The following is a 23,275-nucleotide window of genomic DNA, read 5'->3' on the forward strand; positions in this document are numbered from 1 at the left end:
CACATATAGAAAATGAAAAGCAATACTATTCTTAAAATTTTTATCGGTTTCTGTTTAGTTTATCTTCTACTAATTCTTTTAGGGAAAGATGAAATTGCTTGGTTTTTAAAACCATTCCTCTTGCCTTTCCTACTATTAGCAGTTCATTTTCATAAAAAATTTAGCACCAAAAATATATTATTAGCTGCTTTAACGATGTCTTGGATTGGAGATATTATTTTACTGTTTGCGGATAAAGGAAAATTGTATTTCATTGCTGGACTGATTGCTTTTCTGATTTCGCATGTGTGCTACATTATACTATTTAGCAAGCAGTTAAAGGTATATTTAAAGAAAAGTAAGTTCCTTTATTGGGTAGGAGTTACAGCAATCACGATGTACCTTATGGTGGTGATGCTCGTTTTATTACCAAGTTTAGGCGACCTGAAAATCCCTGTTTTTGTGTATGCGCTAACAATTTCGATTATGTTATTATTTGCGTTCAAAGGGTACCTGAATTGGCACCGACCTTCTAACGGTCATATCTTAATTGGAGCTATTGTATTTATTGCCTCAGATAGCATTTTGGCGTTTGATAAATTTTATGCACCCTTACAACATAGTGCACTGTTGATTATGTCTACTTATTTGGTTGCACAATTTTTAATTGTTGTTGGCATTTTAGAGTTGAATAAAAAAAGTAGCATTCCCGTTTGAAAATGCTACTTTTTATAAACTTTAAATTATTAATGAGGCAATTTATTTTTCAATAATCCGTAGAGATATGTTCCTAAAAGTGCTCCAAAAAGAACAATCAATACAGTCCAAAAACCAGCTCCTAATAAAATAAAGATTGGTCCGGGACAAGAACCGACTAAAGCCCAACCCAATCCAAAAATCAATCCGCCAATCCAGTAGCGAGCAGATCCTTTTTCTTTATCCGGAATTGCGATGGCGTTACCTTTTATATCCTTTATATTGTTTCGTTTTATGATTTGGATTCCAACAACACCAGTAAAAATGGCTACACCTATAATGCCATACATGTGAAAGGATTGAAACTGGAACATTTCATAAATGCGATACCAAGAAACGGCTTCCGATTTAGTAAGTACGATTCCGAAAACAAATCCAACTAATAGATATTTTAATATGTTTTTCATATTTTTTATTTTAAATTCTATACTATTTCAAAAAATGGAGTGCTAATTAACTATCAATGGCAATAAAAAATGCGCCATTATCAGTCCGCCAATAAAAAAGCCAATCACGGCTTTTAATGATGGTAGTTGCAAATTACTTAATCCTGAAATCGCGTGACCCGAAGTACAACCACCTGCATAACGAGAACCGAAACCAATTAAGATTCCGCCAATTAAAAGAATAAGAATACTTTTAGGCGATGTTAAAATAGCTGTTCCAAAAAGTGCATCTGGCATTAGTTTCCCATTAGGAGCTTCAATACCGAGTTGGGCTAATTGTGCAATAGTTTTAGGATTAATGGCCACATTTGAAACATCACTCATAAAATGAACGGCAACAAACCCGCCTATCATAGCACCCAAAACAACCACTAAGTTCCAACGCTGTGCTTTCCAATCAAAATCGAAAAAAGCAACACGTTTTCCCAAGCCTGCCATAGAACAAAGCGAACGCAAATTAGAAGACATTCCGAACGCTTTTCCGAAATAAGTAAGTGCCAGCATGATCATACCAATTAAAAAACCAGAAACGTACCAAGACCACGTTTGAAAAATTATTTCCATACTATTATTTTTGTGCAAAGATAAGAAGCATTTTATGAGATACCTTCCATTATTTAAAAATCAGAAAAAATGGGATTAATTCACCTAAGAACAAAGCAAAGGTTTAAAGTTCTGTTTATATTTGTACCGCTGTAACATACCACATCATCTGTGAATTATATCCTTTTAAAACGCATCTAAATCATGAAAAAATCAATTCTTTATATTACCATGCTATTGAGTATTACTGCTTGTACAAGTACAAAATCTACTTTACAAAATACCGATGATAATGCTCCTGATCTTTTACTCTCTGCTAACAATACTTTTGTAATACAACAATATAGTACTGACAAAAAGTATGGGTACGACAAAGATTATCCTGTTAATATTTTTTTTAATAATACAGCAAACGAAACCATAAATCAAGAACGCTTTTTGAATGCTTTGGCTGGGCCAAAAGGTGAAAAAATAAGTTTTACAAAACTCGAAAGCTGTTGTCCGTTCCCTACTAAAAGGAGCGAGATGGGCGCAGGATTTTTAGACGTTTATGAATTGAAGTGGAACGGTCAAAAAAAACCTACGCTACTTTACTTAAATATTTATGAAAAAGGAATTTTGATGGTTCCGGTTGGTCTTACAGTAAAAAAGTAGGATTTGTTAACGGAAGCTTTAGCCCTGATAGCAGTGGAAATCCTTTTCCTTTTTTTTTAAAAGGAAAAGATTGTAACGAATAGCAGGAAATAGCTCCCAAAAAAAATAAAATTAAAAGGTAACTCGTAAATCCTAACTATCTTTGCACTTTTAAAAAACAACACATTATGAACATACACGATATTCCTTTAATCAAGCACACTGAAAGCGGTAATTTTTTCCTATTGGCAGGCCCTTGCGCTATTGAAGGAGAAGAAATGGCAATGCGAATTGCTGAAAAATTAGTGGGTATTACTGATGCTTTACAAATACCTTTTGTTTTTAAAGGATCTTTCAAGAAAGCAAACCGTTCTAGAATTGATAGTTTTTCAGGAATTGGTGACGAAAAAGCATTAAAAATTTTGAGAAAAGTGTCGGAGGCTTTTGGTGTTCCAACCGTGACTGATATTCATACTAATGAAGATGCTGCAATGGCTGCTCAATATGTAGATGTGCTTCAAATCCCAGCTTTTTTAGTGCGTCAAACTGATTTAGTAGTGGCTGCTGCCAATACTGGAAAAGTTGTCAACTTAAAAAAAGGTCAATTTATGAGTCCTGAAAGCATGAAACATGCCGTTCAGAAAGTGTTGGATTGCAATAATACAAATGTAATGGTGACTGATAGAGGCACAATGTTTGGATATCAAGACATGATTGTTGATTTTAGAGGAATTCCAACCATGCAACACTACGCATCGACGGTGCTGGATGTAACGCACTCCTTGCAGCAACCCAACCAAACGGCTGGTGTTACAGGCGGAAGACCAGACATGATTGAAACCATTGCCAAAGCAGGAATTGCTGTAGGTGTGGATGGTATTTTTATCGAAACCCATTTTGATCCAGCTAATGCCAAAAGTGACGGTGCCAACATGCTTCATTTAGATTATTTCGAAGGGTTGATGAACAAATTAGTAGCTATTAGACAAACTGTAAATAAATTTTAACTAGATAAAGAGTCCATTGAAAAATAAACTATTATATGCAGCATTTTTTGCGTTTGGGTTAATAAATACTGTAAGTGCACAAGGAGATATTAAGATTCAAGATAAATACACTGCTCACAATAAAGGAAAATTCTTTGTTTCATGGGGAGGAAATAGAGATAGTTATACCAAGTCAGATTTGACTTTTAAAGGTAAAGACTACAACTTTACTTTAGACAATGTTGCATCACACGATAAACCAAAAGGTTGGCATGTAGATTACATTAATCCTGCTAAAATGACTATTCCTCAAACTAATTTTAGAATGGGGTATTTTATTAATGATCATTACAGCATAGCTTTAGGTGCAGACCATATGAAATATGTTGTAACACAAGATCAAACTGCCAATATTACGGGAACAATTGCGGGAGGCACTCCTTATGATGGGGTTTACAATAATTCTCCAATTGTACTTACAGAAGCGTTTTTAAGATTCGAACATACAGATGGTTTGAATTATGTAAATACTGAATTTTCAAGACATGATGATATTTCTTTCTTGTTCAAAATTAAAAATACCGATAAGATCCAAGTAAACTTAACGGAAGGCGCTGGTGCGGGATTTTTATACCCAAAAACCAATTCTACATTATTAGGAAAAGACCGCCATGATGATTATAATGTTGCTGGTTATGGAACATCATTAAAAGCAGGTTTAGATATTACTTTTTTTAAGCACTTTTACATTCAAGGAGAATTAAAAGGAGGTTACATCAACATGCAGAACATTCGAACTACAAACAGTGTAGAGGATAGTGCCGCTCAAGACTTTTTCTTTTTTCAACGTATTATTTCTTTCGGAGGAAAATTCAGCATTTAATTTTTTTTTAAATACTTAAGATAAGGCTGTTGTAATACGACAGCCTTTTTTGTTTAACGACATTTAAATTAAAATTTGTACTCGTTTTTGATATTAATCGGTATTTAATAGCTAAATTTGATTTTGTAGCTCAATGTTAACAAGCTATAAATCAAACAATTCATAAAATTATTTTTTATACACAAAACTAATTAGTTCATTCCTCAAATGACTCAAAACAAAATTAATCCTGATCCTGAAGGAATTTATCACTTTGATAATTTCTTTAATATTTCCGCTGATTTTATTTGTATTGCTGGATTTGATGGTTATTTCAAAAGAATAAATCCTGCTGTTTCTAAAGCGTTAGGGTACACCGAAGAGGAATTGTACGCGCGACCAATAAGTAGTTTTGTTTACCAGCCCGATCTAAAAATTACCATTGAAACGAGGGAACAGATATACAAAAACAATCCACTGTTAAACTTTGAAAATCGCTATGTTACAAAAACGGGGGAGATTATTTGGTTATCATGGACCTCTATGCCTATGGAATCTGAAAAACTGGTTTATGCTATTGCTAAAAATATAACTCACAGTAAACGAGTGGACAAAGAGCGAAATTTATTATTATCCAATCTGACACAAATTAATAAAGAACTCACTGTATTATCCCACAAGACATCCCATGATTTAAAATCTCCAATTAATAATATGCTATCGGTTTTTAATCTTATTGATGTTTCTAAAATCATTGATCCAGAAACATTAGAATTAGTAAATCTACTAAAGTTGACTAGTGAAAATTTAAAAAACACTTTGAATGACTCGATTGACCAATTGATTGAAAATGAAAATATAAATACTCAAATTGAAACCATCAATTTACAAGAATCACTTGATGAAGTTCTAATTTCCATTAATTCACTGGTTTTTGATTCAAAAGCAATTATTAAAGTATGTTTTGACGCTTTTAAAGTTATTGACTTTAATAAAGCGTATATGAAAAGTATTTTTTTGAATTTGGTCACTAATTCAATAAAATACGCTAAAGCAGATAGTCCACCTATGATCGATATCCAATCAAAAGTAACAGATGGCATTCACCAGCTCATTTTTTCTGATCAAGGTTTAGGTTTTGATTTGGATAAAGTAAAAAATAAGATTTTTGGGTTGTATGAGAAGTTTCATGATAATCAAGAAAGCACTGGTATCGGATTGTATTTAGTGTACAATCATATTACCAGTTTGGGAGGTCGCATTGCGGTCGAGAGTAAAATAAATGAAGGTGCTACATTCACTATTTCTTTTAGATATTAAAAAATAATGATTGTAATAAGTTGAAAATATTTAATGTCGCACTATAAAGATTGAAATAATTTTTAACATATAAGTCATGTAAGTATTAAAACTTAAATGACCTTATTGCTACATAAGTTATATAAGCTCAACATAAGTAAAACTTAAACTTTTATGACTTATATGGTAAAAAAAAATCGACATTGTTTTATTCGTATTGCTTAAAACCAAAAACTATTGCTTTTTTTACTTAGCTATACCATTTTGATCTATCAAATACATCAAAGAAGCCATAGTTGCTGCTCCCAATTCTAATTCTCTTTTATTAACGGCATCAAAAGTGTCATTAGCCGCGTGGTGGTAATCAAAATAGCGCTGTGAATCAGGTTGTAACCCAACTTTCACAATAGAATTGGATTTTAAAGGTCCGATATCAACTCCAGAGTGTCCTTTTACAAATTTGTGAATTAAGTACGGTTCAAATAAAGAAGCCCAACTACTAATTTTATTAAAATTGGCTTCGTCAGCTTCGATTGAAAAACCCCTTGGTGAAAAACCACCCGAGTCACTCTCTAAAGCAAAAATATGGTTTTCTTTATTTTTGTTAGACTGATTTTCATACTCTTTTCCGCCACGTACCCCGTTTTCTTCATTCATAAACAACACAACACGTATTGTGTTTTTTGGCTTGTAGCCCATGTTTTTAAAAATATTCAATACTTCCATACTTTGTACACATCCCGTTCCATCGTCATGAGATCCGTCTCCTAAATCCCAAGAATCAAGATGACCTCCCACAACCATTATTCGTTCTGGATGCTCCGTTCCTGTTAATTCTCCAACAACATTATAGGACAATACATCATCATAGGTTTGACACGATTGTTTTAAATAAAAAGTAGCATTAGGATTTGTTTTTAAACTTTTACTCAAAAGTTCCGCACCGTTTGTACTGATAGCAGCTGCCGGAATTCGTTGACTAATAGCAATATCTCCATAATTAGTAGCGCCAGTATGTGGCAGATCATCTAAACGCAAATTCATCGACCGTACGATTACGGCTAAAGCACCTAGTTTTCCTGCCTCTTTAGCACCTGATGATCTTTGATCTACGCAACTGCTGTAGGCTTTAAAAGTTTCTACAAATTCTGGATTCATAGGTCTATTAAAAAAAATAATATTTCCTTTGACTTTTGCTTCGCCTAGCGCCGTTAATTCTTCTAAACTCTTTACTTCAATAACAGTTGCTTTAATACCCGTTTTAGGGGTTGCTACAGAACCACCAAGCGCACAAATCGGAAATGTCATTTTTTGTTTTCCCACTTGTAAATACCCAATTTCTTTATCTCCTCTCACCCACTTTGGTACCATAACTTCCTGCAAATACACTTTATCTAATCCGAGCGTTTCCAATTGTGCTTTAGTGTATAAAACTGCTTTTTCAGCTCCAGTTGAACCAGATAATCGAGAACCAATCGTATTGGACAAATGCTCCAACCAAGGATAACATTTAGCATTGGTTAAGGAAGATTTATAAATTTCTTTTAAAGCTAGCTCATCTTTAGTTTGTGCGAATACTGTTATTCCACCAAATAAAAGTGCGACTAAAACAATTGATTTTTTCATAATTTAAACAGTAATAATTAGGTTTTCTAGGTTTCAGTAGATTGAGCAATTTCGTAATTCTTTGAGAATATATGATGATTCATTTCAAATAATATTATGCGTTTTTTAAATGCAAAATCAATAGTTACTATTTTATGCATTTGTTAATAACTCAAAGACTTGATTGGCAATTTCTATTTCCTCATTGGTAGGAATAACCAATATTTTAGTCTTAGAATCATCGGTGTTGATTTCTCTAATTGCTTTCGAACGAATTTCATTTTTGGATGCATCCAGTTCAATTCCAAAATAACTCATATCAGTGCAAACTAATTTCCGAATATAAGTCGAATTTTCTCCAATTCCTGCTGTAAAAATAATAGCATCCAAGCCATTTAAAACAGCCGCGTAAGAACCAATATATTTTTTTATTCGATACGCATTCATGGCTAAAGCCAATTGACAATTGGCATTTCCGTTTTCTGCATTCGCTTCTATGTCTCTTAAATCGCTGTAACCGGTAAGACCAAGCATACCACTTTGTTTTTGTAACATGGTATTGACAGCTTCCAGGGAATACCCCAACGTATTAACTAGATAAAAAATCACAGATTGATCTACATCACCGCTTCTGGTTCCCATAATCAATCCGTTCATTGGACCAAAACCCAACGTATGATCGATACTTTTTCCATCTTTTATAGCGGTCATACTGCAACCATTCCCTAAATGTATGGTAATGATTTTTGAACCTTTATTCTTCGAGTTTTGCTCCAAATAATGAATCGCATTTTCCGAAACATATTTGTGGCTTGTTCCATGAAAACCATAAACACGAATCTTAATTTCAGTCAAAAGGTAATTGGGTACCGCATATTTGTGTGCAACAACTGGAATTGTTTGGTGAAAAGCCGTATCAAAAACTGCTACTTGTTTTGCTGAACTGAAAATTTCTTCTGCAACATTTATCCCTTCTAAATTGGCAGGATTGTGCAAAGGTGCCAAATCAAAAAGTTGCCTGATTTTATCTTTTACTTCACTCGTTATGATTACCGTATTTGAAAAAGCGCTTCCGCCATGCACCACACGATGCCCAACAGCTTCAATTTCATCCGTACTTTTTATAACACCAAATTTTTCATCCATCAAAAGTTGTGCGATTTTTTCTAACCCAATTTTATGGTTGGCAATAGGCAAGGTTTCTTCTAACTTAGTAGTAGCCGTTACATACGTTAGATTCGAAGTTTCCAATCCTATTCTATCAATCATTCCCGAACAAATAACTTCATTCGCCGGCATGTTGATTAATTGGTATTTTATGGAGGAACTACCTGAGTTTATAATTACTATTTTCATTTTTTTTTAAGATTCTAAGGTACTAAGTTGCTAAGTTGCTATTTTTTTTTGCTAAAGGCTTAAAGAAGCAAAATTGATAATTAATAATTCACCATTCATAATTGATTTATAATCCTTGTGCTTGAATCGCCGTAATCACGACTGTGTTTATAATATCATCAACGGTACAACCGCGGCTTAAATCATTAACCGGCTTGTTCAATCCTTGTAACATCGGACCAATTGCTAAGGCACCTGTTTCCCTTTGTACTGCTTTATAGGTATTGTTTCCTGTATTTAAATCCGGAAAAATCAAAACGCTGGCCTGTCCTGCCACTTCTGAATTTGGCATTTTACTTTTTCCAACAGCCATATCAACCGCAGCATCATATTGAATAGGGCCTTCGATTTTTAAATCGGGGCGTTTTTGTCGCACTATTTCAGTTGCAGCTCTTACTTTATCGACTTCATCTCCTTTTCCTGACGAACCAGATGAATATGAAAGCATGGCGATTTTTGGTTCAATACCAAAAGCCAAACTAGAATCGGCAGAGGAAATTGCTATTTCTGCTAATTGCTCCGCAGTAGGATTTGGATTAATAGCACAATCTCCAAAAACCGAAACTCTGTCCTCTAAACACATAAAAAATATAGAAGAAACTACAGAGGAATTCGGTTTTGTTTTAATGAACTGCAAGGCAGGCAAAATAGTGTGTTGCGTAGTATGAGCCGCTCCAGAAACCATTCCGTCAGCGTGGTCTTTGTACACCATCATTGTTCCAAAATAGGAAACGTCCTCCATTAAATCCTTAGCCATTCCTATAGTTACATTTTTTGCTTTACGCAACTCATAATAGGTGTTTACATACTCATCATAATGCTCCGATTCTATCGGATTTATGATTTGTATTTTAGAAAAATCTAAAGCAAGTCCCAGCTCTGCAACTTTACTTTCTATTTGTTTCTTGTTGCCAATGATCGAAATGTCAACCACATCCATTTCAATTAAGCGGGCTGCAGCCATAATAATTCTATCGTCATTTCCTTCTGGTAATACGATATGTTTCCGGTGTTTTCTGGCTCTTTTAACCAAATTATATTGAAACATTTTTGGCGTCATTCCTTCAGCTTCAAAAGTGATCAGCTTTTCAGCCAAGTTGTCTAAGTCTACATATTTTTCGAAAGTAGTAATCGAAATTTCAATCTTCTGTTTGTTATTCGCGTAAATTTTAGATTTTATGGATCCTATTTTATTGGTAATATAATACGTCCCTTCTTCGACGGCAATAATTGGAACTATGGGAGAAAGTCCTTCGATCAACTTTAAAATGCTAATCTCCGGCAAAATATTTCCTGTTAGAACAATTCCAGAAATAGTAGGATAATTCAGAGATTCATTGGCTTGCAAGGCACCTAGAATAATATCAGCGCGGTCTCCGGGAGTAATCACCAAGCTATTCTCTTTTAGATGCAACAAATAATTACACAATTGCATGGCACCCACGCTAAAGTTTCCGGTTTGATTGTTCAAGTGAGCCGATCCAAATAAAACTTTGGCATCCAACTCTTTTACAATTTCCTGTACAGTTGGATTGTTTAGATTATGAATTAAAGGAATCGAATTTACTAATATGCTTTTCGGCAAGCTTTTCTTTAAACCGTTGGTTACTAATTCTATATTCTCAGGTTGCACTTTATTAGCAATAACGGCCAAAACTTCTACATCTTTTACTTTGAATGAATCGTACGCAAGATAAAGACTATCGAGTAATTCCTCCAATGTTTTCCCTACTCCAGAGCCAACAATAATCGTTGGGATTCCTAGATTTTTAGCAATCAGTACATTCATATCTAACTCGATGACTGTACCTTCTCCTGTAAAACTAGTTCCTTCAACCAAAACAAAGTCGAAGCGTTCTTCCAATTTTTTATATTTTTCAATAATTAAATCGAGAACCTCTCCTATTTTTCCCTTATTTTTCTTTTTAATTAATTTACTTTTAGTAATGGCGTACGCATCTTCAAACTCGATGTCCATTCCAAAATGTCCTATCACGGTTTCTATATGATTGTCAAAACCTCCTTCTTCAAAATCTTCAATAATGGGTCTAAAATAACCTACTTTGGCCATTTTACCAATAAGCATACTCATCAATCCCAACGTAATAATTGACTTTCCACTATTTTGCTCGCTTGTTGCAATGTATATGGCCTTGTTCATTTTTTTATTTTTTAATTTAATTCAAAATCAATTGATTGTATTCTTCATTACTTTCAAAACCAACGGCGTTTTTTAAAATAAATAATCATTCCAATCACTATTAAAAACATAGCCCCCATAACGGTATGATAGCCATAATGACGTTTGAGTTCTGGCATGTAATCAAAATTCATTCCGTACACACCTACTATAAACGTGAGCGGAATAAATATTGCCGATACAATAGTAAGCGTTTTCATAATCTCATTCATCTTATGAGTTTGCGCCGAAAAAAAGAAATTAGAAGCACTTTCTAAGGAACTCATATCCGATTCTATTTGTTCCAATAACTCCAAAGTCTTTTGATGCAAACGCGAAAACAAACTGAATGTATCAGCTTCTACAGCGTTAAAAATAGTATCATCCTTGATGCTTTTGATATCATACAACGAATCCCGCAACGGAATGATGGAACGCTTTAAGAAATTAAAATTATCTCTGTGTTTTTCTATACGCTCTAAAATAACGGGATCCGGATTTTGCTTTGTAAGATTGATTAATTCCTCTACTTTATCCTCTTCGTTCTCAATCGTAACGTAAAAATTCTCTATAATAGCGTCAAGTAAAATGTATAACAAATAATCCGCTTTTTTGGTTCTTACTAGTCCAGAATGCGTTCTGATGCGCTCTCGTATGTGCGTAAAAAAATCACTTCGCTTTTCTTGAAAAGAAATTAGAATTCCGTCTTTTAACAAAAAACTAATTTGTTCTACACTTATATTATCTGAATGCTCTGTTGGTAAAAGCGATTTTATATTAAAAAACAAAAAATCATGAGACTCTTCCAGTTTAGTTCTTCGTGTGGTATTTAAAATATCCGCCAAAATGAAATTATCGATTTCGAAATAATGACCAATTGATTTTAACCATTCCACATTATTTAAACCGTGAATATTAATCCAATTTGTTTTTTGAACCTCAATATATTTATCTAAATCTGAAACCTTAAAATCCTCATATTCGATAAGATTCAAATCATCATAAACAAATAATTGCAACTCTGATTCCTTACTTTTATGAACACCAGTATATTCTAAAGAATAGGGTTGCATTTTTTTTCCTTTCTTGTATTTTATTTTTCTCATGCCAACACATTTATGTAGTAATATTACGAAAAATTTTGAAAAAAATTGTTTTCAATTGCTTTTGATGCATTCAAAACTTATGAAAAACTGCCAACTTTCTACTACCTAAAAATAAAGGTACGTGTAAATAATAACTCCTTGACTTATAAAATTATTTTGGTATTGAAACAAAACTGTTCAAAATTGTTAAAAAGTATTAATTCTGTAAAATTAGACCTCAAAATGACGTTAATATGAAATTATATGAATAAATTTGGTTTAAAGTCGTAACGTATCGCAATTACGAACGACAAAGTAGTATTAACAAATTATAAACTGAATAAACGAATTAACTAAATGGTAAAAAAAAAACTAACTCTAATTATTACCTGTTTGCTATTTTGTTTTGCGCAAGGCACATTTGCACAAAGTAAAAAAAAGAGAAGAGCAGACAAAAATGCTCCAGCTAAAGTAGAAGCTAAAGCACCCGAATCTAAAGACGGGAAAAAAGAACCAAAACCGTATAAAAAAGTTATTGATTCTACCGCAGTAACACAAAAAGGATTAATTGACATTCATAAAATCAATGACAAATATCTTTTTGAAATTCCTGACTCCCTTTTAGGAAGTGAAATAATGACTATTACCCGATATTCTAAAACTCCAGCAGGAGGAGGAATTTTTGGAGGAGAAGAAATAAACAGACAAGTTGTTCGTTGGGAAAAAGGATTAAACAACAACATTCTGTTAAGATCTGTTACTTATGTTATCATGTCGCCAGATACTGATAAACCAATGGCTCAAGCAGTTAAAAATTCTACCTCAGACCCAATTATTGGAAACTATGATATTTTAGCTTTCAAAAAAGATTCGACTGGAAAGAATAATACGGGTTACGTAATCGATTTAACGAGTACTTTTGATGGTGATATTCAAACTTTTTCATTAGATCCAATTAAAAAACAGTTATTAAACATCGTAGCTTTTCAAAAAGACAAATCATTTCTTTCAAAAATTAGCAGTTATCCTATTAACACTGAAATTAGAAGCGTAAAAACATTTACAACTACACCGCCTCGTATTTCAGTAACGCCAACACCACAAATTGGAGTTAATTTACCATCTGCATTAGATGCTGGAGTAGTAACTGTAGAGTTGAATACTTCGATGATTTTACTGCCAAAAACTCCGATGCGAAAAAGAGAGTTTGATGCACGTGTAGGTTATTTTGCAAATGAATACGGCGTTTTTGAAGAAGAATCTCAAAAATCAGAAACTAAAGTTTTTGCTGTGAGATGGCGTTTGGAGCCAAAATCAGATGAAGATGCCCAAAAACAAAAAAAAGGAGAATTAATTGAGCCCTTAAAACCAATTGTATATTACATAGATCCTGCCACTCCAGAGAAATGGAAAAAATTCATCAAGCAAGGTATTGATGATTGGCAAGTCGCCTTTGAAGCAGCTGGATGGAAAAATGCTATCCGTGGAGAATATTGGCCAGAAAACGACCCGACGATGAGTCTAGAAGATGCACGTTTCTCTGTATTGAGATATTTTGCAGCTGAAATTCAAAATGCATACGGACCTAATGTACATGACCCAAGAAGTGGCGAAATTTTAGAAAGTCATATCGGTTGGTACCACAACATCATGAGTCTATTAAGAAATTGGTACTTGATTCAAACTGCAGCTGTAGATCCTGCTGCTCGTACTAAAAAGTTTGATGATAAACTAATGGGAGAATTGATTCGTTTCGTTTCTTCACACGAAGTGGGACACACTTTAGGACTACGTCATAATATGGGAGCGAGTTCTGCAACACCGGTTGAAAAATTGAGAGACAAAGACTATCAAGCTAAAAATGGACACACTTCCTCTATAATGGATTATGCCCGTTTTAATTATGTAGCACAACCAGAGGATGGCGTAACTGCATTATTTCCTAGAATTGGAGATTATGACAAATGGGCTATCAAATGGGGATACTCCTATTTTGACGGAGCTAAAACGGAAACGGAAGAAAAAGTGAAGTTGAATGAGATGACCAAAGAAGCGTACAAAAATAGTCGCTTATGGTTTGGTACCGAGTCAAGTCCTTATGATCCGAGATACCAAACAGAAGATATTGGCGATAACGCAATGAGAGCTTCTGAGTACGGAATTAAAAATTTAAAGAGAATTTTACCTAATTTATTGGACTGGACCAAAGAAAACGGAGAAAGCTATGCTGAGTTAGATGAATTGTATGGCGCTCTAACAGGACAATTTAGAAGATATATGGGACATGTTACTAAAAATGTGGGTGGAATCTATGATTCTCCAAAAACATATGACATGACTGGAAATCAATTTGAGGTAGTACCAAGAGCGATACAAAAAGATGCTGTTTTATTCTTGAATACTCAATTATTCAATACACCAAAATGGTTATTGGATCAAAATGTACTTTCAAAAATAAACCCAGATAATGGAGTTGAAGCTATCAAAGGAATGCAAGACGCAACCTTATCAAGTTTATTAGCTGGAGACAGAATGGTTCGCCTTATTGAAACTTCTTCAATGAATAAAAGTAACTATACTGTTGATGAATTGGTTAATGATCTTAAGAATGGAATTTTTTCTGAATTAAATGGAAGTACTTCTATTGATGTTTTCCGCAGAAATATTCAAAAGATATACGTTGATAAAATGATTGAATTGCTAAAACCTGGCACAACTGTAGTAAGATCAGTTCCTGTTGGAGTAACGTATGGTTTTACAACACGTAGAGTAAATCTAGCACAAACTGACTTGCCTTCTATTGCAAGAGGTCAATTGAATAGCTTAAAAAATGAGATGAAATTAGCCTCAACCAGAATGACAGATCGAATGAGTAAATACCACTTACAAGATTTAATTTCTAGAATTGGTGACGCTTTAAATCCTAAATAAATACCAAACCAAACTAGATTGAAAAGGGAAAATGTGTAACAACATTTTCCCTTTTTTTTTGAAATAAACCACTAAACTAAACCACTATGGACTTAAAGTCCATAGATTTTGTTTGGCAGACTGAAAGTCTGCGAGGTTAAAATGTAAAATCCACCGCAAATTCGCAAATTTAAAGACTTGCAACGTAAAAAATAATTTGCGAATTTGCGGTAAATATTTTTAGAACCTGAAAGGGAAATGCACTAAAATACATAGTTTTAACTATTTTTGAGACTAATAAATTTTAATCACAGCCACAGATTCGCAGATTTAGAGTTTCATTAATCAGTTACATGGATTATTGAACATCTAAACACTTTGTTTTCAATATTGATAAAATAGGCACGCTATCATTCTTGCTATTTGTCACGCTGGAAGCGTCTCAATCATGTTGCTTTTTTCTGAATTGACCATAATAAAAGTCTGATTAAAAGAACAATAGAACATGTAAAGTATGTTAAGCTTTAAATGTAAATAGTTTGCTTTATTTATATGTAAACTTTAAACAATCTAACAATATTGATTAACCTTTAAGTCATCTAAGCATTGAACCTTAAATAGTCTTGTTCTTAGCTGAATAGCATACTATCAGCACAAATAAATTGTCAACTCACATGACTTATATCTTGAAAAATGCGAGTTTGTTTCATTCTTATTGCTTAGTGACCCCTACCTAACAAGACTCTATTTTATAAACGTACTACAGTAATTAAAATCTCTGTAAAATTATATCTTACTTTAAGCCACAAAAAAACCGAACTATCGCTAGTTCGGTTTTAAATTTATTATAAAAAGTAATTAGTCTTTTGAAGATTTCACTGCTAATGTATAAATTACTAATCCAAATCCAATTTTGTTAATTGCATCTGCAATGTTGTAAGCTACATCAATGTTACCTGCTGGAATTAATCCGTTGTACCATCCAGTAGTTCCCATCATGTATCCTAATGGGTAAATTGCCCATCCTACAAGTACGAACCAACATAAGATTTTGTGCGCTTTTTGTACTTCTCCACCAGCTGCAGCAGCTAATTTAGACGCTTCTCCTAACCAGATTTCATACACGATCAAGAAATAAGCAGCTCCAGACAAAGCTCCCCACAATGCAGCACTTTCTGGTGCAACTACTTCACCAAAGTAACCTGTAACTAACATGATTACTGAATAAATAATCATTTTCCATAGTAATGATTGTTTCGCTCCAGCAACTTTTAGTATTAGGTAGAACTCTAAACACATTAATGGCACTGTTAGTACCCAGTCAACGTAACGAAAGAATGTTGGAGACTCACCAAATGAAGCCCAATAATCTCTCATGTAGAAATAATGTACTGCGGCAATAAAGGTAATTAAACCTGAAACTAAAACTGAAGTACGCCACTTTTTATCAAACTGGCTTAAGGATAAAAAGAAAAACGCCGATGCGGCCATCATAGCCATACAGCCTACAAAAAAAGTAAACCCTACGTAATCGGTTGGGGATAATTTCCCGATTAATCCTGAAATGAACATAAAATTTGTCATAATTAAAAAATTTTAAATGGTTTTGTTTAATCAAATATAGTAAAAGTTAAACGATAAAAAAATATTTTTGTTTATTTTTTTTTACCTATTTTTAAACAATAATTAAATTTTATGAAAAATTATCCCAATATCGCAATAGTGGCGAGCTTTTTCGGGCTATGGATGGATTCCTTCCTACCTACAACCTTTCAAATAATATCTGGATTTTTCTTAATTTTTACCTTTGGAATCTTGCACGGGGCCAATGATTTACTACTAATAAAAAATATAAATCCAGAAAAAAATAGCCGTTCATGGATTATGATTCTGGGATACTATGTGGTGATTGTTTTAACGGGAGTACTTTTATTCTATTTAATTCCGCAAATGGCGCTCCTATTATTCATTATTGTTAGTAGCTACCACTTTGGAGAGCAGCAATGGCAAAATTTAAATCAGACCTTTCCCAAATGGCTGCTGGTATTATTTCAGTTTTTATATGGTTTTGTAGTTTTATTGTTGCTATTTGTGTTTCATACCGATCAAGTTCAACATATTATTTCAAAAATTGCAAACTTAACGGTTCCTCTGCCCTATTTTTTGGGACTTCTTCAAATTTCAGCTGGACTTTTTATTAGTTTATGCGGGTATGCCTATTGGAAAACTGAAAAAATAAGAAGTAAACTCCTTTTAGAATGTTTTTACTTAATATTATTTACCATCCTATTTAAATCCTCTAGTTTAATTTGGGGCTTTGCTATATACTTTGTGATTTGGCACAGCATTCCCTCTATAATTGATCAGATTAAATTCTTGAATGGATCTTTCTCATTTCCACATTTTATAACCTATTGCAAAAATGCAGGTTTCTATTGGCTCGCTTCTGTTATAGGAATCGCTTTGATATATTTTATCTGTAAAAAAGAAGAGCAACTCTTTAATGCGTTATTTTTCTCGTTTTTAGCAGCGATTACCTTTCCTCATGCAGCCGTAATAACGAGAATGTTTCAAGGTGAAAAAAAACAACCGAAAAATAAAGATGCATAAAAAAACCGAGCCATTGCTGGCTCGGTTTTAGTTTTTTAAATTTCGCTAGAAAGCGGATAAACGATTCACATAATTTTGATATACAAAATTAGTTATTAGCTTATTTTACTTCTTCGAATTCAACGTCTTCAACATTGTCACCTTGAGCAGTTTCACCTTGTGGTTGTGCTTCTCCTTGACCTTGTTCTCCTTGAGCGTACATCGCTTCAGTAGCTGTTTTCCAAGCTGCGTTAATGTTATCAAGCGCTGTTTGAATTGCTGGAACATCTTGAGATTGGTGCGCCATTCTCAATTCAGTTAATGCATATTCTACCGCCACTTTATGATCATCAGCTAATTTAGCTCCAAGTTCTTTCAGTTGAGTTTCAGTTTGGAAAATCATAGAGTCAGCCTCATTGATTTTCTCCGCTTTAGCTCTTAAAACTTTATCAGACTCAGCGTTAGCTTCAGCATCTTGTTTCATTCTTTCGATTTCTTCAGAAGTTAATCCAGAAGAAGCTTCGATACGGATATCGTGAGATTTTCCTGTTCCTTTGTCAGTTGCAGAAACTTTGATGATACCATTAGCATCAATATCAAAAGTAACTTCAATTTGAGGAACTCCTCTTGGTGCTGGTGGAATACCATCTAAGTTGAAACGACCGATAGTTTTGTTGTCAGCAGCCATTGCTCTAGCACCTTGAAGAACGTGTAGTTCAACAGTTGGTTGAGAATCTGCAGCTGTAGAGAAAACTTGCGATTTTTTAGTTGGAATAGTAGTATTAGACTCAATTAATGTAGTCATAACACCACCCATAGTTTCGATACCTAAAGATAAAGGTGTAACGTCAAGTAACAATACATCTTTTACATCTCCAGAAAGAACTCCTCCTTGAATAGCTGCTCCAATAGCAACAACCTCATCAGGATTTACTCCTTTAGACGCTTTTTTACCAAAGAATTTCTCTACTTCTTCAGCAATTCTTGGCATACGAGTTGAACCTCCTACTAAGATTACTTCATCAATATCAGAAACTGATAAACCTGCATCTTTCAACGCTCTAGCCACTGGTGCCATAGAACGCTTTACTAATGTGTCAGTTAATTTTTCGAACTGTGCTCTAGTTAATTTTTTAACTAAGTGCTTTGGTCCTGAAGCTGTAGCTGTTACGTATGGCAAATTGATTTCAGTCTCTGAAGAAGATGACAATTCAATTTTTGCTTTCTCAGCAGCTTCTTTTAAACGTTGCAAAGACATTGGATCTAGACGCAAGTCAATTCCTTCTTCCGTTTTAAATTCGTCAGCTAACCAGTCAATGATTTCATGATCAAAATCATCTCCACCTAAGTGCGTATCTCCATTTGTTGACAATACTTCGAAAACTCCGTCTCCTAATTCAAGAACAGAAATATCAAATGTACCTCCACCTAAATCGTAAACAGCAATTTTTTGATCTGTACCTTTTTTATCTAAACCGTAAGCAAGTGCAGCTGCTGTAGGCTCGTTGATGATACGCATTACTTTAAGACCTGCAATTTCACCAGCTTCTTTAGTAGCTTGACGTTGTGCATCATTAAAGTAAGCAGGAACAGTAATAACCGCTTCAGTTACAGTTTGACCCAAATAGTCTTCAGCAGTTTTTTTCATTTTTTGAAGAGTCATCGCTGACAATTCTTGTGCAGAGTATAAACGACCATCAATGTCCACACGTGGTGTATTGTTGTCCCCTTTAACAATTTTGTATGAAACTCTTTTTGCTTCAGCCGAAACTTCACCAAAACCTTGTCCCATAAAACGTTTGATAGAAGCAATAGTCTTAGTTGGATTAGTTACCGCTTGTCTCTTAGCAGGATCTCCTACTTTAATTTCTCCACCTTCAACAAAAGCGATGATAGATGGTGTTGTTCTTTTTCCTTCTGCATTAGGAATAACAACTGCTTCATTACCTTCCATTACAGAAACACAAGAGTTGGTCGTACCTAAATCAATTCCGATTATTTTACCCATTTTTACTATATTTAATTTTAATGTATGTTCGTTTTTTATGACTCTTTCACAAATAGTCAATCTTTGTGCCAATACAAAACCCTCTATTAAATTGTCAGTTTATGTTAAAATTGACACCATTTTATCTGACAACATGACATTTCATATTGTCATAATACATCATAAGAAGTTATATTATGAAAGCTAATCCTGCTTCATATCTTTTTTTTGAGTACATTAACGTCATGCTATACTGTAATATGTGCAATAACTTGAATACAAACAATTAGGAAAAAGATAAAATAATTTAAAAACAAAAACTATGGCACTTATCAATCCTTATATTAATTTTAATGGTAATGCCGAAGATGCATTTCATTTTTATAAATCAGTTTTTGGCGGAGAGTTCGCAATGGTCCTGCGTTTCAAAGACATGGCCAATGATGAATTTCCGATACCGGCACATGAAGCCAATAAAATAATGCACATTGCTTTACCTATTGGGAAAAACATTTTGATGGGGAATGATGTCCCCGAAAGTATGGGGCGAGTAAATGAAAATGAAAACAGATCTAAAATTTCTATTAGTGCTGAAAGTCGTGAAGAAGCCGATCAACTATTTAAAGGACTCTCGGCTGGCGGAACCATTGAAGTTCCTATTGGCGAGAGTCCTTGGAATTCTTATTTTGGTATGTTCAGAGACCAATTTGGAATTGAATGGATGGTGGATTTTGATCCTAATTACAAAGGCCAAATAGATTAATTAAAAAAGTAACTCACACTTACCTGTCCTTGCCACTTGGAGTTTAAATTGTCTACCAACCATGGATTTCCTTTTGGATTTTTGAATTGAAAAACCGGTTGTTGATTTTCTATTCGTACAAAATCAAGTAGTGCATAACCTGAATTATTGATGTTAGGAACGTAGACTTGTGTACCCCAATTTTTAGAAATTAGATTGCCAATATTAAAAATATCAACAGCAAATTCCAACTTGTTTTTAAAAAATTTTGTGTCAAAAATGACTTTTAAATCTACTTGATGGTTCCAAGGCGTTCGTGCTGCATTTCGCTTAGCATATTCCCCGCGATGCGCATTTAAGTAGTCGCTATTATTGATGTAAGCATCCAACTGATTCCATTGTTCAGCCGCCGAAACTAGTACTGTATTATTACCATCGACAATATTTTGTAATTTAATTTCAGATTGATTTCTTGGAATGTATAAAATATCATTTTTTGCAGATCCATCGCGATTGATATCCCCTTCATAGACAAATGAAAATGGACTTCCTGATTTTCCGTTGTAAATTAACCCGAATTTCAAATCGTTAGATTTTATTTTAGTATCGTAAAAATGATAGGTAACTATTTTGTGTCGCAAATCAAAATTAGAAGCGGTTAACTCTGGTGAATTAGCAACCAAGGCTTGATTCCACTCAAAATTAGCAGCATGGGAATTCCTATTCGTGCTCGAAATATCTTTACTCACGCCATAGGTGTAGCCCAAAAATCCGTTGTAATGATCCTCTGTTTTAGTTAGACCAAAAGTTAGATTGTAGCGATATCCTTTTGATGTATTGGTTAATAAGAAAACATTAGTAAAATTGGGATTTATTTTAATGCTTTCTGCCGAAGTGTTGTAATACGGTCGGTTGTCAGCACCAGTAAAATTGCTTTTTTGATCTTCTTTTCGGTTAATAGACTGGAATAATAATCCATCTAACGTTTTGGTATACGTAGCTTCAAAATTAAAAGAAAAATTATTTTTGAGTTGTACATCAAGAGATAGGTTACTTTTCCAGTCACGAGGTAAATTGAAATTATTATCAATTAAATTAACTTCAGTCAATTTACGGCTTTGTAACGATTCTAATTGGCTCAAATCCTCATTTAAGGGTAAAACACCAGTAGGTCTGTAATCAATATTAAAGTACTTAGTGCCAGAAATATAATATTCATAAGCATACCAAACAAAAGGCATTCTTCCAGTAAATAAACCAGATCCTCCTTTTAAAGTATACTTCCCAGCTTCATCTATAGTATAATTAAAGCCAATTCGTGGGTTAAATATTGGTATGTTGTTGATTTTGTTTTTATAGCCTGCAAATTCAGGTGTACTTTTTATTTGGTCAGAAATTGGGAAATCAGTAGGTGTATTTTGCCAATCGACACGGAAACCAGCTAATAGATTAAACTTTTTAGAAAATCGAATCTCATCCTGAAAATAAACGCTTGATAATAACACCGAGTAATCAGCAGAAGGTGTTTTCTTATTGTATTCAAAATCATTATTCTCAATATTGTACACCCCACGAACTCTATTTGGTCTGTCAGCCAGAAAATTCGCAACAGAACTATACTGCCATCTTCCATTAAAAGCTGTTAGGAATCGGTATTCGATCGCATTAATTTCTGAAGAAGTACCTATTGTAAACTTATGATTGTTGTGGTAATACGTAATGTTGTCTGTAAATTGAATAGTGTTCAAACTCAATCCATAAACAGAAGCTTCCCGATACGTTCCTGCAAATATTGCATTTGAGGTATTATCAGTGATTTCTATATGCGGAAAAACACGACCATTATAACTTCTATCATCATTCACTGTTGATAATGACAAAGTGAGTTTGTTAGAAAGGGTATTTGTGAATTTACTTTTTAACTCGGCAACAATACTATTGGTAGTTGAATTGTGACGGTATCCTTGATTCCCAAAATTAAAAACCGTGGGTGTCCACTCTAAATTATCGGCAAAGCCTTTTACAAAGTTATTTCGGAGTGTTAATTTGTGATCATCTGAAATATTATAATCCAATCTCAAAAAAAGTTTAGTATTCTTGCGCTCTAATTGCGCATTTGACGAAATACCTGGATCATAATTGTATTTTGATTTAAGTCTATCAGCAATTAAAGTAACCGTTTTCTGCGAAATATTGGAAGTTGAACTACCTGGAGCATTTAAAACAGCTTCATTTCTATCAGCCAATTCAGCATTAAAAAAATAGAATAATTTGTTTTTTACAATCGCACCACCAATACTCACGCCATACGTGTAATCATTAAATGCAGCTGCTTCTTGTTTCAATCCATCGGAATAACGACCAATCAAATTTCTATTTTTTGCGAAAGTGTATAGTGCACCAGATGTCTCGTTTGAACCGCTTTTAGTAACAGCATTTATACTTGCTCCTGTAAAATTTCCGAAAGTAACATCAAACGGAGCCGTTTTTACTGACAAAGCACTGATGGCACCAAAACCGATGGGTTGTGTACCCGCCAAACCACCCGGAGTTCCTGATGCTGTAGACCCTGTAGCACCACTAGCTGGCTCCTGAAATCCTAAAACATCATTAGTGGCACTACCATCAATAGATAGATTATTAAACCTATAATTGGCCCCACCAAAAGAATTTAAATTAGCTTCAGGAAGCAAACGTGTGGCATCTTGAATACTTCGGTTTGCACTAGGAAGGCTGTTTATAACATCTATTTTCAGTCGTTTTTCGTTCCCTTTTTTAGTAGTAGAATTGTTTATTACTTCAACTCCAGCCAGTTCTTGTACTTTAGAAAAAAGGGAGAAATCTAGTTTTGTGGTTTTCCCCAATTGAATCTGAATAGCATCCAAAACCAATGGACTAAATCCTTCGTACGTAATTCGCGTTTCATAATCATCAGCTGGTTTCAATTGATTAAACTCATAATATCCATCAGCCTGAGATTGAGTTGTATATTTTATTCCTGTAGATTTTTGTACGATCGAAATAGTAGCAAATGGAATGGGGTTGTTTTGGTCATCAACAATATTTCCCTTTAAAATTCCTGTAGTTTCTTGCGCAAAAATAAATCCCGTGCACAAAAGAAAAAAAAGTGTAATTTGTAATTTCATTATTTGGTTGCGTTTAGATTTATAAATCTACGCAACTAATTGTATTTTGGTTTTATAAATTTATCGTATTTTTACGATTAATTTGAACTGAAAACATTACAAAGTACTAGTATTTAATAATTTACTAAAAAAC

The 23,275-nt window shown here is 33.8% G+C and carries 17 protein-coding genes; 8 read left to right on the forward strand and 9 right to left on the reverse strand.

The genetic code is table 11. The features are described from left to right. The first annotated feature begins 12 nt into the window (after positions 1 to 12). Positions 13 to 696, forward strand: coding sequence for a lysoplasmalogenase (locus AC061C_RS06100; RefSeq protein WP_478290425.1), 684 nt, complete (start codon positions 13 to 15; stop codon positions 694 to 696). A gap of 29 nt (positions 697 to 725) precedes the next feature. Here AC061C_RS06100 and AC061C_RS06105 read toward each other — a convergent pair whose 3' ends face one another. Further along, positions 726 to 1,142: a DUF6691 family protein gene (locus tag AC061C_RS06105; RefSeq protein ID WP_478290426.1), complete on the reverse strand. Its 417-nt coding sequence runs from the start codon at positions 1,140 to 1,142 to the stop codon at positions 726 to 728. Between the two features lie 42 nt (positions 1,143 to 1,184). Then, positions 1,185 to 1,745: a YeeE/YedE family protein gene (locus tag AC061C_RS06110; RefSeq protein ID WP_478290427.1), complete on the reverse strand. Its 561-nt coding sequence runs from the start codon at positions 1,743 to 1,745 to the stop codon at positions 1,185 to 1,187. Positions 1,746 to 1,928: 183 nt separating this feature from the next. Here AC061C_RS06110 and AC061C_RS06115 point away from each other — a divergent pair, with 183 nt between their 5' ends. The 4 genes from AC061C_RS06115 to AC061C_RS06130 all read left to right on the forward strand — a co-directional run bounded on the left by AC061C_RS06115 (position 1,929) and on the right by AC061C_RS06130 (position 5,525). Next, the gene (locus AC061C_RS06115; protein ID WP_478290428.1) at positions 1,929 to 2,378 is read left to right on the forward strand and encodes a 2-dehydro-3-deoxyphosphooctonate aldolase; all 450 of its coding nucleotides are present in this window, start codon (positions 1,929 to 1,931) and stop codon (positions 2,376 to 2,378) included. 167 nt (positions 2,379 to 2,545) lie between these two features. Continuing rightward, a complete protein-coding gene (gene kdsA / locus AC061C_RS06120; RefSeq protein WP_478290429.1) occupies positions 2,546 to 3,364 on the forward strand; it encodes a 3-deoxy-8-phosphooctulonate synthase in 819 nt (272 codons plus the stop codon). A gap of 16 nt (positions 3,365 to 3,380) precedes the next feature. Next, a complete protein-coding gene (locus AC061C_RS06125; protein ID WP_478290430.1) occupies positions 3,381 to 4,226 on the forward strand; it encodes a hypothetical protein in 846 nt (281 codons plus the stop codon). A 207-nt stretch (positions 4,227 to 4,433) separates the two neighbouring features. After that, positions 4,434 to 5,525: an ATP-binding protein gene (locus AC061C_RS06130; protein WP_478290431.1), complete on the forward strand. Its 1,092-nt coding sequence runs from the start codon at positions 4,434 to 4,436 to the stop codon at positions 5,523 to 5,525. 225 nt (positions 5,526 to 5,750) lie between these two features. On the opposite strand, the gene AC061C_RS06135 is transcribed toward AC061C_RS06130, so the two are convergent. The 4 genes from AC061C_RS06135 to corA all read right to left on the reverse strand — a co-directional run bounded on the left by AC061C_RS06135 (position 5,751) and on the right by corA (position 11,789). Beyond that, positions 5,751 to 7,130: a M28 family peptidase gene (locus AC061C_RS06135; RefSeq protein ID WP_478290432.1), complete on the reverse strand. Its 1,380-nt coding sequence runs from the start codon at positions 7,128 to 7,130 to the stop codon at positions 5,751 to 5,753. 132 nt (positions 7,131 to 7,262) lie between these two features. After that, entirely contained in the window at positions 7,263 to 8,465 is a 1,203-nt protein-coding gene (locus tag AC061C_RS06140) for an acetate/propionate family kinase (RefSeq protein ID WP_478290433.1), read from the reverse strand. A gap of 106 nt (positions 8,466 to 8,571) precedes the next feature. Beyond that, positions 8,572 to 10,665 carry a phosphate acetyltransferase gene (gene pta, locus AC061C_RS06145; RefSeq protein WP_478290434.1) on the reverse strand — a complete coding sequence of 698 codons (2,094 nt, stop codon included), beginning with the start codon at positions 10,663 to 10,665 and terminating at the stop codon, positions 8,572 to 8,574. A gap of 53 nt (positions 10,666 to 10,718) precedes the next feature. Further along, complete coding sequence (gene corA / locus AC061C_RS06150) at positions 10,719 to 11,789, reverse strand: magnesium/cobalt transporter CorA (protein ID WP_478290435.1); 1,071 nt, start codon at positions 11,787 to 11,789, stop codon at positions 10,719 to 10,721. A 336-nt stretch (positions 11,790 to 12,125) separates the two neighbouring features. Here corA and AC061C_RS06155 point away from each other — a divergent pair, with 336 nt between their 5' ends. Continuing rightward, positions 12,126 to 14,699 (forward strand): zinc-dependent metalloprotease, encoded by a 2,574-nt coding sequence (locus AC061C_RS06155; RefSeq protein ID WP_478290436.1) that lies wholly within the window; start codon positions 12,126 to 12,128, stop codon positions 14,697 to 14,699. Between the two features lie 837 nt (positions 14,700 to 15,536). On the opposite strand, the gene AC061C_RS06160 is transcribed toward AC061C_RS06155, so the two are convergent. After that, complete coding sequence (locus tag AC061C_RS06160; protein ID WP_417943353.1) at positions 15,537 to 16,262, reverse strand: bacteriorhodopsin-like; 726 nt, start codon at positions 16,260 to 16,262, stop codon at positions 15,537 to 15,539. Positions 16,263 to 16,373: 111 nt separating this feature from the next. Between AC061C_RS06160 and AC061C_RS06165 the strand changes: the two genes are divergently transcribed. Continuing rightward, the gene (locus AC061C_RS06165; RefSeq protein WP_478290437.1) at positions 16,374 to 17,288 is read left to right on the forward strand and encodes a Brp/Blh family beta-carotene 15,15'-dioxygenase; all 915 of its coding nucleotides are present in this window, start codon (positions 16,374 to 16,376) and stop codon (positions 17,286 to 17,288) included. A 100-nt stretch (positions 17,289 to 17,388) separates the two neighbouring features. Here the strand turns inward: AC061C_RS06165 and dnaK are convergent, their stop codons facing one another. After that, the gene (gene dnaK / locus AC061C_RS06170) at positions 17,389 to 19,275 is read right to left on the reverse strand and encodes a molecular chaperone DnaK (RefSeq protein WP_417943355.1); all 1,887 of its coding nucleotides are present in this window, start codon (positions 19,273 to 19,275) and stop codon (positions 17,389 to 17,391) included. Between the two features lie 301 nt (positions 19,276 to 19,576). On the opposite strand from dnaK, the gene AC061C_RS06175 reads away from it, so the two are divergent. Continuing rightward, a complete protein-coding gene (locus AC061C_RS06175) occupies positions 19,577 to 20,017 on the forward strand; it encodes a VOC family protein (RefSeq protein WP_309759423.1) in 441 nt (146 codons plus the stop codon). On the opposite strand, the gene AC061C_RS06180 is transcribed toward AC061C_RS06175, so the two are convergent. Continuing rightward, the gene (locus tag AC061C_RS06180; protein WP_478290438.1) at positions 20,014 to 23,142 is read right to left on the reverse strand and encodes a TonB-dependent receptor; all 3,129 of its coding nucleotides are present in this window, start codon (positions 23,140 to 23,142) and stop codon (positions 20,014 to 20,016) included. The two genes, AC061C_RS06175 and AC061C_RS06180, sit on opposite strands and share 4 nt — an antisense overlap. Between the last annotated feature and the right edge of the window lie 133 nt (positions 23,143 to 23,275).

The sequence above is a fragment of the Flavobacterium sp. GNP010 genome, assembly GCF_056428945.1.

What these genes read in the sequence shown, in the direction of transcription:
- AC061C_RS06100 (WP_478290425.1), top strand. Translation starts at nt 13, where the DNA reads ATGAAAAGCAATACTATTCTTAAAATTTTTATCGGTTTCTGTTTAGTT.
- AC061C_RS06105 (WP_478290426.1), bottom strand. Translation starts at nt 1,142, where the DNA reads ATGAAAAACATATTAAAATATCTATTAGTTGGATTTGTTTTCGGAATC.
- AC061C_RS06110 (WP_478290427.1), bottom strand. Translation starts at nt 1,745, where the DNA reads ATGGAAATAATTTTTCAAACGTGGTCTTGGTACGTTTCTGGTTTTTTA.
- AC061C_RS06115 (WP_478290428.1), top strand. Translation starts at nt 1,929, where the DNA reads ATGAAAAAATCAATTCTTTATATTACCATGCTATTGAGTATTACTGCT.
- kdsA (WP_478290429.1), top strand. Translation starts at nt 2,546, where the DNA reads ATGAACATACACGATATTCCTTTAATCAAGCACACTGAAAGCGGTAAT.
- AC061C_RS06130 (WP_478290431.1), top strand. Translation starts at nt 4,434, where the DNA reads ATGACTCAAAACAAAATTAATCCTGATCCTGAAGGAATTTATCACTTT.
- AC061C_RS06135 (WP_478290432.1), bottom strand. Translation starts at nt 7,130, where the DNA reads ATGAAAAAATCAATTGTTTTAGTCGCACTTTTATTTGGTGGAATAACA.
- AC061C_RS06140 (WP_478290433.1), bottom strand. Translation starts at nt 8,465, where the DNA reads ATGAAAATAGTAATTATAAACTCAGGTAGTTCCTCCATAAAATACCAA.
- pta (WP_478290434.1), bottom strand. Translation starts at nt 10,665, where the DNA reads ATGAACAAGGCCATATACATTGCAACAAGCGAGCAAAATAGTGGAAAG.
- corA (WP_478290435.1), bottom strand. Translation starts at nt 11,789, where the DNA reads ATGAGAAAAATAAAATACAAGAAAGGAAAAAAAATGCAACCCTATTCT.
- AC061C_RS06155 (WP_478290436.1), top strand. Translation starts at nt 12,126, where the DNA reads ATGGTAAAAAAAAAACTAACTCTAATTATTACCTGTTTGCTATTTTGT.
- AC061C_RS06160 (WP_417943353.1), bottom strand. Translation starts at nt 16,262, where the DNA reads ATGACAAATTTTATGTTCATTTCAGGATTAATCGGGAAATTATCCCCA.
- AC061C_RS06165 (WP_478290437.1), top strand. Translation starts at nt 16,374, where the DNA reads ATGAAAAATTATCCCAATATCGCAATAGTGGCGAGCTTTTTCGGGCTA.
- dnaK (WP_417943355.1), bottom strand. Translation starts at nt 19,275, where the DNA reads ATGGGTAAAATAATCGGAATTGATTTAGGTACGACCAACTCTTGTGTT.
- AC061C_RS06175 (WP_309759423.1), top strand. Translation starts at nt 19,577, where the DNA reads ATGGCACTTATCAATCCTTATATTAATTTTAATGGTAATGCCGAAGAT.
- AC061C_RS06180 (WP_478290438.1), bottom strand. Translation starts at nt 23,142, where the DNA reads ATGAAATTACAAATTACACTTTTTTTTCTTTTGTGCACGGGATTTATT.